The organism is Corallococcus sp. CA053C (assembly GCF_003611675.1).
Classification (GTDB): Bacteria; Myxococcota; Myxococcia; order Myxococcales; family Myxococcaceae; genus Corallococcus.
Map to the genome: position 1 here is coordinate 1 of NZ_RAWA01000411.1, position 8,865 is coordinate 8,865.

An 8,865-nucleotide genomic window follows, 5' to 3' on the forward strand; every position below is an offset into this window, starting at 1 on the left:
CACCCTCCCTGGCATCGTGCCCTTCTGGAGACAGACATGCGCTTCCACCGTCCGCTTTCCCTCTTCGCCGCCCTCGTGGCGTTGGGAGGATGTGGCACCGGGTCCCCTGAAGCGGAGCCGGCCCTGCGTCGGTCCGAGGCGTCGCTGACGGGCATCGACCTGAGCGTCTCCGAGCTGGGCGTGACGTGCGACGGCGACGTGCTGACGGTGACGGGGGCGATCCGCAACGAGGCGCCCACGGGCATCGACCCGTCGACGGCGGGCATCTACGCGGGGGATCCGGCCGCGGGCGGCGTGCTGCTGGCGACGGTGGACGTGCCCTGGCTGGTGGGGAAGGAGCGCCATGGCTTCCAGACGGTGGTGACGGTGCCGCAGGGCACGCAGCAGTTGTTCGTGGTGGCGGACCACACGGGCTTCTTCCCGGAGGACAACGAGCTGAACAACACCGCGTCGGTGACGTTGGCATCCGGTGACGGCTGTGTGGTGAACCAGCCGCCGGTGGCGCTCTGCAAGAGCGTGACGGTGTCGGCGGGCGCGGCCTGCGCGGCGCCGGTGTCCATCAACAATGGCTCGTTCGACGTGGACGCGTTCCCGCAGGCGCTGAGCCTGTCGCAGAGCCCGGCGGGTCCGTACGCCGTGGGCACGACGGCGGTGACGCTCTCCGCGTCGGACGGGCTCGCGTCGAGTCAGTGCTCGGCCACGGTGACGGTGGTGGACGCGTCCGCGCCGGTGGCGGGGGCGAGCAAGGGTCTGGTGTTGCCGTTCACCGTCAACGCGGAGTACCGGCAGGTGACGCTGGCGGACTGCGCCGAGGCGGCGACGGACAACTGCGGGACGCTGGACCTCCAGCAGGCGGGCCGCATCGTCCGCGTGGTGTCGGACGAGGCGGAGGACGCGCTGTCCGGGCTGCGGCTCCTGGCGTGCAAGGACATCCAGTTGAGCGCGGACCGCAAGTCCGCGCAGCTGCGCGCGGAGTCCGGCCTCCTGGGCAACGGCCGCGTCTACACGATGATCTACGAAGTGAAGGATGCGTCCGGCAACGCGACCACCGGCAGCTGCCAGGTGAAGGTGCCCAGCCTCCAGGGAATCCTCTCCGTGGGCCTGGGGCCCGTGTACTGCCAGGGCACGGCCTGCCCCGCGGGCACGGGCAGCGGGCTGCTCTGCTCGCTGCTGTAGGCGTGCGCGCGGACGGCCCGGGCTGTCGTCGTGAAGGGAAGGGTGGGCTTCACCGGTGGTGCAGGCGTCCGAGGGAGCCACCGCGTGCGTTGACGCAGATCGGAGCCTCCCCTAGCTTGGCCGGCTTCCCGGCGCCGCCGCTTTCCGAGTACGGACAGGGCCGCACCGCGAACACCCCGCATGATGCGCAGGACGGACGAGGACTCGGGTCATCAGGGGGAGGCGCCGCGGGACGAGCGTGCTCCGGATGGCCTCATGCCCGCGCTCCGCGTGGAGTACGACACGGAGGTGGAGGCCGGAGGCCACCCGACCCCCGTGCTCCGGGTCCGTCCCGCGTGGCCACCGCCTGATGCCGTGGACGAAGCGCTGACTCGCGACGATGTGGCACCCCGGGCCGCTGCCTCGAACGTCGTCCACGACGACGCCGCGCCGGACCTCGCGCGCAACGAAGTGACAACGCGGGCTGCTGCCTCGAACCTCCTGAGCCAGGACAGCTCGCGGCCCGTCTCGCTCGATTTTCTTCGCACCGCGGCCCTGCGGCTCTCCGCGCCGAAGCCTCCTCGTGCGGACGCACCGAAGCCTCCCGCGCCGAACCTCGTGCGCGTGGTGGACGATGCCGCCGAAGCACGCCCCACCGAGGACGCTCCAGCCCGGGATGTGTCCGCCTCCGGTGACGCGACTCCGGCCGAGCGCGCGGCGATGCAGGCCGCGGTGTCCTCCGGCCGCCGCAGGGAGCAGTGGGTCGCCCCGACCTATCTCCCGGAGGAGCTGCGCGACGCGCTCGTGGCGGAGCGCAGCCAGTACCGCGCCCAGCGTCTCCAGGACGCGCGCGAGGTGGGCCTCGCGGGGCCCGGAGTGTTGGGCCTGGTGCCGGTGCCCGCCGCGGATCCGGACTGGTCCGGCGGCTCACTGCTCGGCTTCGTGGGCGAGGACCTCGTGTTCGCCGGCGACATCGTCCACCTGGACTTCGAATCCGGCCGCGTCTTCGCGTCGTCGGACGCGGGCGAGGACCTGGACCGCCGCGTCCTCTCCTGCGAGCGCTGGTGCTACCGGCCCTACGACTTCGCGGAGGCCCTGTGCGCGGCGGCCTCCGCCTACGAGGACCGCGTCCCCGCCCTCACCACCGCCCTGGCCTGCGCCCGCGGTGAGCTCGTCCCGTCCACGCCCTCCGCCCGTGAAGCGGAGCTGCTTCCCGTGGACCGGCTGTGGCGCCAGCCGTGGGGCTGCATCTGGGGCCCTCCCGGCACCGGCAAGACGACCGCCGTCGCGGACCTCATCGCCCGTGCCCTGCGCGCGTACCCGAACGAGCGCATCCTCGCGGTGGCCCCCACCAACCGCGCCGCGGACGAGCTGGTGATGCGCGTCAGCGCCCTCCTGGAGCGCGAACCCATCCCGCTGCGCCCCCTGGCCCGCAGCATCTTCCGTGGGGGCACCGGCGCGAGCGAGGCCCTGTCCAAGCTGCCCACCGTGGCGCTGGAGGAGAACAAGTCGAGCAAGCTGCGCAACACCATCCAGGAGCGCGAGCGGGAGCTGTCGCTGGAGCGCTCCCGGGGCGGCGCCGCGCCGGAGCTCGCCAAGATGCAGGCCGAGCTGCGCACGCTGCGCGGCCGCGTGAAGGACCCCACGCTGAAGGAAGCGGAGAAGGGCGACAGCCCCCTCATGGTGCTCACCGTGCACCGCGCGCTCCGGCTCGTGTCGGAGCTGGAAGGGGAGGAGACCTTCCAGCGGCTCGTCGTGGACGAGGCCGGCATGGTGACGCGCGCGGCGACGGCGCTGCTCGCCCCGCTGGCGCGGCAGGTGACGCTCGCGGGTGACCCCAAGCAGATCGGCCCCGTGAGCCGCGCGGCGGAAGGCGCGGGCGGCGGCGCCCAGACGTGGCTTCGCGCGAGCGCCCTGTCCCACCTGGAGGACGCGGTGAAGGACGCGGAGCGGCCGGACGTGCTGCTCCTGCGCACCCAGCACCGCATGCACCCGGACATCGCCCGCGTGGTGAGCCACTTCTGCTACGGCGGCGCGCTGGAGGACGGCGACCTCGTGAAGGACCGGGCCCTCAAGCCCGCGCCCGTGCCCGCCTTCCCGGCGCGCGCCATGTGGCTGGTGCTGGACGGCCTGAGCCGAGACACCCGCCGGCTCACGCACGGCCGCGGCGAGACGGGCTCCGGCTACCAGCGAGAGCTCTCCGCGGAGCTCGCTGTCACCCTGGCCCGCATGGCCGTGCGCTCCGGCCTCACCGTGCTGTGCGTGACGCCCTACCGCGCGCAGGCGGCCCTGCTGCGCAAGCTGGGGAACGCCGCGGGGCTGCGCCACGACATGTTCAGCGCCTCCACCATCCACCGTCAGCAGGGCACGCAGTACGACGTGGTGATGGTGGACACCGTGGCCGGCGGCCGGCCCTTCCCGCCCCACACGCTGGTGCCCATCCTCAACGTGGCCGCCAGCCGCGCGAAGGACTACCTGCTGGTGCTCGCCTCCCGCGCGGAGGCCCGCGCCTCACCTGTCCCCGCGCGCCTCCTGTCGCTCCTGCCCCGCGTGCGCGTGCACCCGGGCACGCCGCCCAGGTTGGAGCTGCTCGCCGCGCAGCCGCGCCCGCCGCCTCCGCCTCCGCCGCCCCTGGTGCCCGTGGGCCTGGGCGGTGAAATCGAGGGCAGCCGCGACGTGGGCCCCCTCTTCACGCAGGAGCAGGTGTCGCTCTTCGAGCGCCGCTTCGACGACGGCCACCACCTGGTGCGCGGCGTGGCCGGCAGCGGCAAGACGTACGTGCTCGCGCACTGGGCCGCGCGCTACCTGTTGGAGAACCCGCGCGCCCGGGTGCTGGTGTCCTTCTACAACCGCTCGCTCGCGCCGCTCGTGGACAAGCTCCTCGTGGAGGCGCTCACCGTGCGCGCGGGCGCGCAGGCCGTGTCCACGCTCAAGGCCCAGGTGACGGTGAAGCACGTGGGCGCGCTGCGGCGCCTGGAGCCCCACGCCTTCGACGCCGTCTTCGTGGACGAGGCGCAGGACATGGACGCCAGGGGGCTCGCGTCACTGCACGCGCTGGTGCGCCCCCGCGTGGGCGAGGACGGCCGCGAGTCACGCTGCTTCCAGCTGTTCATGGACGACTCGCAGAACGTCTACGGCCAGGTGCCCATCGACACGCTGAAGGAGCAGCTGCCCGAAGGGCTGTCCTTCCGGGGCCGCACCCGCGTGCTCAAGGAGACCTTCCGCGCCACGCGCGACATCCTCGACGTCGCCTTCAACGTCGTGCTGGATCCGCTGCGCCAGCACCGCGTCACCGACCCCGGCATGCGCGAATACATGAAGGCCGGAGAGCTGGCCCGCGAGCGGCTGCTGTGGCTGCCGGAGGAGACGCTGGAGGGCCTCTACCGCGTGCAGTCCACCGAGCGCGGCGGCGTGCTGCCCCAGGTGAAGGCCTTCGCCTCCAGCACCGGCGAGGCGCGCTGGGTGGCCAAGGAGGTGGCGCGGCTGGTGCGCGAGGAGCACGTCCACCCGGGCGACATCCTGGTGGTGGCGCCCGTCATGCCCGCGTCGTTCACGGACGCGCTCCAGAAGGCGGGCGTGCCCGCAGAGGCCTACGGCGGCAAGGGCGGACGGGACGTGGCGGACTTCCGGGTGAGCGGCGTGGATCACGTGCGCGCCACCACGGTGTTCTCCTGCAAGGGCCACGAGTGCCCCGTCGTCTTCTTCGCGGGCCTGGAGGCCCTGGACTCCATCGAGGCGTGGATGGCGGGAGCCCGCCAGCGCACCGAGCGCGAACACGAACGCATCCGCCGCGCGATGTTCTACGTGGGAGCCACCCGGGCGATGAAGCGCCAGTACCTCACCGGCGTCCGGGGGGGCCGCTTCCTCCAGGTGGCCGCGTCCTACGTGGAGACGCTGTCCGGCCACCGTCCGGTGCCCTGAGTCAGGGCGCCCGGCACGGCTACATCCGCCAGCCCGTCACACCCGCGCGCTTGCCGAACACCGGCTGCCCGTACACCTCACGGAAGCGGGCGCGCAGCATGTCGAAGGTCTGCTGGAGGTCCGGCGACGACGGCTTCACTTCCGGCAGCTGGCCACCCATCCGCGCGAAGCAGCGGCTCATGGCACCGTCCAGCCACTGCGTCGCGGCGGCGGTGTCCTGGTCCTGCAACCGCTCGAACACGGACAGGGCGCGCTCCAACGTCTCGCCCACCAGCTCCGTCGCATCGACGGTGCTGCCCGCGCACAACCGTTCGGCCCGAACCTCGAGGGCCGGACGATGCGTGCGAACGAACTCCCCGAAGGCATGCAGATTCACAGTCACCATTCTTAGACGTTCCCCCCGTCGCTGTCAGAACGGCGGCCAACAAAAACCTTGGCCCGGGGCTTCCGGAATTGCCCTGCTGAAAAATGATGACATGGCTGATTGCAGCTAATACTCCGAGTCTCAGGAAGCGAGAAAACAGGGGCCCTTCCTGCCGTCCCTGGGTCCTGCGAGCCTCCAGGCGGAATGGGCGGGCAGAGGTCGGGCGCCAGCGCTGTTCTCCGGCGCGCCTGGACCTGGAGCAGGAGATGGAATGCGCCGCGCGGTGGAGCTGACGGACGTTGAAGGCGGATGCGCGGAAGGGCCGCGCGTGCTGCTGTTGCCGGGGCTGGGTGCCCGGGGCGCGGGCTTCCGTGCCCTGGCGGATCAGCTGACGGCCATCGCCCGTCCCGTCCTGGTCGAGTACCCGGAGGGCGAGCATGCGGCGTGCGGTGCGCGGGCGCTCGCGGAGCAGGTGCTCCGGGCGGGGGGCACGGTGGATGCCATCGTGGCCAGCTCCTTTGGCGGCATGGTGGCGGCGCACCTGGCCGCGGGCGGCGCGGCGAAGGGCGTGGCGTTCCTGGGCTCGTTCACGCGCACCTCGCACGTGGGCGCGCGCGGCCGGCTCATCGCGATGATGGGCCCCATCGCGGTGCTGGGACGTCCGGGCGTCGTGGCGGCGTCGCTGGCGGCGTGGCGGCCGGTGCCCTTCGCGCAGGTGGCGGACGTGGTGCCCACGACGGGGCTGGAGCGCCTGACGACGCTGCGTCGCGCCTTCGCCATCCACTCGGAGCCGCCGCCGCCGGACCTGCGGCCGCTGAAGGTGTCGTGCGTGTGCATCCAGGGGGACCGCGACGTGCTGGTGCCGCCGTCCACGCTGGAGCGGCTGGCTGCGTCACTGCCGGAAGGCACGCCCCGGCACCTGCTGCGTGGCGCGGGCCACGTGCCGTACTTCTCACACCCGGAGGCGTGCGCGCGGCTGCTCACGCCGTGGCTCCAGGCGCTCGCGCCCGCGCGGAACGCGGCGGTGGGGAAGGGCCCCACCGGGCTGGACGCGGACGCGGACCTGGGCTCCTCCGCGGCCTGAGGCGCCGGGGTCCGCGGATCCGTCGGACTCGCGGGGGGGTGTACGGATGCGCGCGCGGGAAGTAGTTTGCGGTCGCCGATGTCGACCTGTTCTCTTCGCGCGCTCTTCCTCCTGGCGGTCCTGTCCACGTCGGCCCAGGCCGCCTCGGAACCCACCCCCGCGCTGACGGCCTCGCCCGTCCTGCCCACCGCTCCGGCCCAGGCCGCCGAGCCCGCACCCGCGCCCCGGCGCACCGTGCTGCTGCTGGGCGACAGCCTCATCGCCACGGGCTTCGGCGAGTACCTCCAGACGCAGCTGTCCGCGCACCCGCGGATCCGTTGCGAGCGCCGGGCGAAGTCGTCCACGGGGCTGTCCCGCCCGGACTTCTTCGACTGGCTGGAGGTCGGTCAGCAGGAGGTGCAGCAGCACCAGCCGGACGTCGTGGTGGTCATCCTGGGCGGCAACGACGGACAGGCCCTGCACACCAAGCTGGGCCGCGCCACGGTCGCCTGGGGCAAGCCGGACTGGGAAGACGGCTACCGGCAGCGCCTGCAGGACTTCATGACCGCCATCGCCGCGCCGGGCCGGAAGATCGTCTGGCTGGAGCTGCCCGCGACGGGCCGCCACCGCTTCGAGCAGAAGCTGGCGTTGATCCGCGGCCTGCAGCGCGAGGTCATCACCGGCCGCGAGGACGCCGTGCACCTGGACACGCGCCCCTTCTTCACCGACGCGCGCGGCAAGGCGCTGCACCAGGCCCGCGTGGAGGGCTTCCGCAAGCCCATGCGCCTGCGCATGACGGACGGCGTCCACTTCACCGTGGCGGGCGGGCGCTACTTCGCGAACAAGGTGTATCCGCAAGTGCTGGACGTGCTGGGGCTGGAGCCCGCCGAGCAGAAGCACACCGCGCGTCCTCCCGCGGCCCCCGCGCCCGCGCAGCCGCAACAGGCCCACGCCACGGCGTCACCGTAGCAAGAGCACCGCGCGCTTCTAGTTGTGGCCCTGCCACGACGGCTCGCTGCCCGCGTCCGGACGGAGCCTGCGGACGGCGCGCAGGAGCAGCTCCTGGTCGCGCGGGTTGGCGAGGAAGCCCCGCGCGCCCAGCTGCCGGGCCCGCTCGAAGCCCTCGTCGTCGGACGTCCCGTGCACGATGAGCGAGCCCTCGATGTGGACCTCGCCCGCGAGCAGCCCCTCCATGGCCTGCAGGGGCGCGAGCACCACGTCGTTGGCCTGCGTGTGCAGCACCTCCAGCGGGGTGGCGACGCGCGACGCGATGCCGTTGCGCGCGAGCGACCGGGAGATGAGCACCGCGGTGACGGGCGGCCAACCGTAGAGCATCAGCGGCGGGCTGGGCACGGCCGGACGGCGCTGCTCGTGCGGCGCTTCCTCCGTCTCGCGGATGCCATAGAGCGCGCTGAGCGCGCGGGCGAGCGCGCTGTCGGAGGCCAGGTGCGGCTCCACGCGGGCCTTGCCGGACACGGCGCGCACGTCATCCACCGCGTCCAGGGACAGGGGCGCGGGCACGGCGAGGTGGAGCACCTCGCGGTCCTCGCGCTGCTCCAGGCCCAGCGGTACGACGCCGTGCTGTCTCGCGATGCGCGCGGGCACCAGCGCGGTGAGGGAGCGATCCAACGGGTGCCGGTCCAGGTCCACCGCGTCCACGTCGAACTGGACGGCGAGCCCGCGCAGCACGTCCGCCTCCGTGCACACGCCCTCGCTCACCAGCGCGCGGCCCAGGGGCACCCGGACCTCGTGGTGGTGCACGAGTCCCAGCCGGAGCTGGCCTTTGTCGACCACTCCGAGTTCCAGGAGGATTTCCCCCAACGGGCGTCTGGTGCCGATTTCCATGCACCCGGAAGATGGCAACCCCGCCCGCACGCGACGACGGACGACCCAGGGCTCGGCTGGCCGCACGCCCCCGACAGGACGGCTTCGCTGGCTTCGTTACGTGGGCGCGGGGAAGAGGGCCTCGTAGGACTCGGGCTTGAAGCCGACCGTGACGGACTCCCGGGTGACAAGCACGGGCCGCTTCACGAGCTTGCCGTCGGCGGCGAGCCACTCCACCAGCTCCGCGTCGGAGGCCGCGTCCACCTTCGCCTTGCCGAGCGCGCGGTAGCTCTGGCCGCTGGTGTTGAGCCACTTGCGCACGGACACGCCGCTCACGGCGATCCACTGGCGCAGCTCCGCCACGGTGGGCGGCCGGTCGACGATGGGGCGCACTTCGACGGAGACGCCCCGCGCCTCCAGCCACTTCAGCGCCTTCCTGCAGGTGTCACATCCGGAGTACGCGAGCACGAGGACGTCGTCGGCCATGCGCGGGCTTCTACCAGACCCCTGGGTGGGGCGGGCCTGCTTGCATGAGAGG

7 protein-coding genes are annotated in these 8,865 nt (G+C 72.9%); 4 read left to right on the top strand and 3 right to left on the bottom strand.

Going from position 1 to position 8,865, the window contains the following annotated elements:
- Window positions 1-36: 36 nt before the first annotated feature.
- Together D7V97_RS35475 and D7V97_RS35480 are read left to right on the top strand one after the other, a co-directional pair.
- Window positions 37-1,176 carry a hypothetical protein gene (locus tag D7V97_RS35475; RefSeq protein ID WP_120615051.1) on the top strand — a complete coding sequence of 380 codons (1,140 nt, stop codon included), beginning with the start codon at window positions 37-39 and terminating at the stop codon, window positions 1,174-1,176.
- A 180-nt stretch (window positions 1,177-1,356) separates the two neighbouring features.
- On the top strand, window positions 1,357-5,076 hold the full coding sequence (locus D7V97_RS35480) for an AAA family ATPase (RefSeq protein WP_199729045.1): 3,720 nt from the start codon (window positions 1,357-1,359) through the stop codon (window positions 5,074-5,076).
- A 19-nt stretch (window positions 5,077-5,095) separates the two neighbouring features.
- On the opposite strand, the gene D7V97_RS35485 is transcribed toward D7V97_RS35480, so the two are convergent.
- Window positions 5,096-5,461 (bottom strand): hypothetical protein, encoded by a 366-nt coding sequence (locus tag D7V97_RS35485; protein WP_147445110.1) that lies wholly within the window; start codon window positions 5,459-5,461, stop codon window positions 5,096-5,098.
- Window positions 5,462-5,711: 250 nt separating this feature from the next.
- On the opposite strand from D7V97_RS35485, the gene D7V97_RS35490 reads away from it, so the two are divergent.
- Together D7V97_RS35490 and D7V97_RS35495 are read left to right on the top strand one after the other, a co-directional pair.
- A complete protein-coding gene (locus D7V97_RS35490) occupies window positions 5,712-6,524 on the top strand; it encodes an alpha/beta fold hydrolase (RefSeq protein WP_120615053.1) in 813 nt (270 codons plus the stop codon).
- Between the two features lie 78 nt (window positions 6,525-6,602).
- Window positions 6,603-7,472, top strand: coding sequence for a DUF459 domain-containing protein (locus tag D7V97_RS35495; protein ID WP_199729046.1), 870 nt, complete (start codon window positions 6,603-6,605; stop codon window positions 7,470-7,472).
- Window positions 7,473-7,490: 18 nt separating this feature from the next.
- Here the strand turns inward: D7V97_RS35495 and D7V97_RS35500 are convergent, their stop codons facing one another.
- The gene (locus tag D7V97_RS35500) at window positions 7,491-8,348 is read right to left on the bottom strand and encodes a general secretion pathway protein GspE (RefSeq protein ID WP_120615055.1); all 858 of its coding nucleotides are present in this window, start codon (window positions 8,346-8,348) and stop codon (window positions 7,491-7,493) included.
- Window positions 8,349-8,444: 96 nt separating this feature from the next.
- Window positions 8,445-8,813 (bottom strand): arsenate reductase family protein, encoded by a 369-nt coding sequence (locus D7V97_RS35505; RefSeq protein WP_120615056.1) that lies wholly within the window; start codon window positions 8,811-8,813, stop codon window positions 8,445-8,447.
- Between the last annotated feature and the right edge of the window lie 52 nt (window positions 8,814-8,865).

Bases quoted from the DNA above. Each gene is read 5' to 3' on its own strand.
- D7V97_RS35475 (WP_120615051.1), top strand. From the start codon at position 37: ATGCGCTTCCACCGTCCGCTTTCCCTCTTCGCCGCCCTCGTGGCGTTG.
- D7V97_RS35480 (WP_199729045.1), top strand. From the start codon at position 1,357: ATGATGCGCAGGACGGACGAGGACTCGGGTCATCAGGGGGAGGCGCCG.
- D7V97_RS35485 (WP_147445110.1), bottom strand. From the start codon at position 5,461: ATGGTGACTGTGAATCTGCATGCCTTCGGGGAGTTCGTTCGCACGCAT.
- D7V97_RS35490 (WP_120615053.1), top strand. From the start codon at position 5,712: ATGCGCCGCGCGGTGGAGCTGACGGACGTTGAAGGCGGATGCGCGGAA.
- D7V97_RS35495 (WP_199729046.1), top strand. From the start codon at position 6,603: ATGTCGACCTGTTCTCTTCGCGCGCTCTTCCTCCTGGCGGTCCTGTCC.
- D7V97_RS35500 (WP_120615055.1), bottom strand. From the start codon at position 8,348: ATGGAAATCGGCACCAGACGCCCGTTGGGGGAAATCCTCCTGGAACTC.
- D7V97_RS35505 (WP_120615056.1), bottom strand. From the start codon at position 8,813: ATGGCCGACGACGTCCTCGTGCTCGCGTACTCCGGATGTGACACCTGC.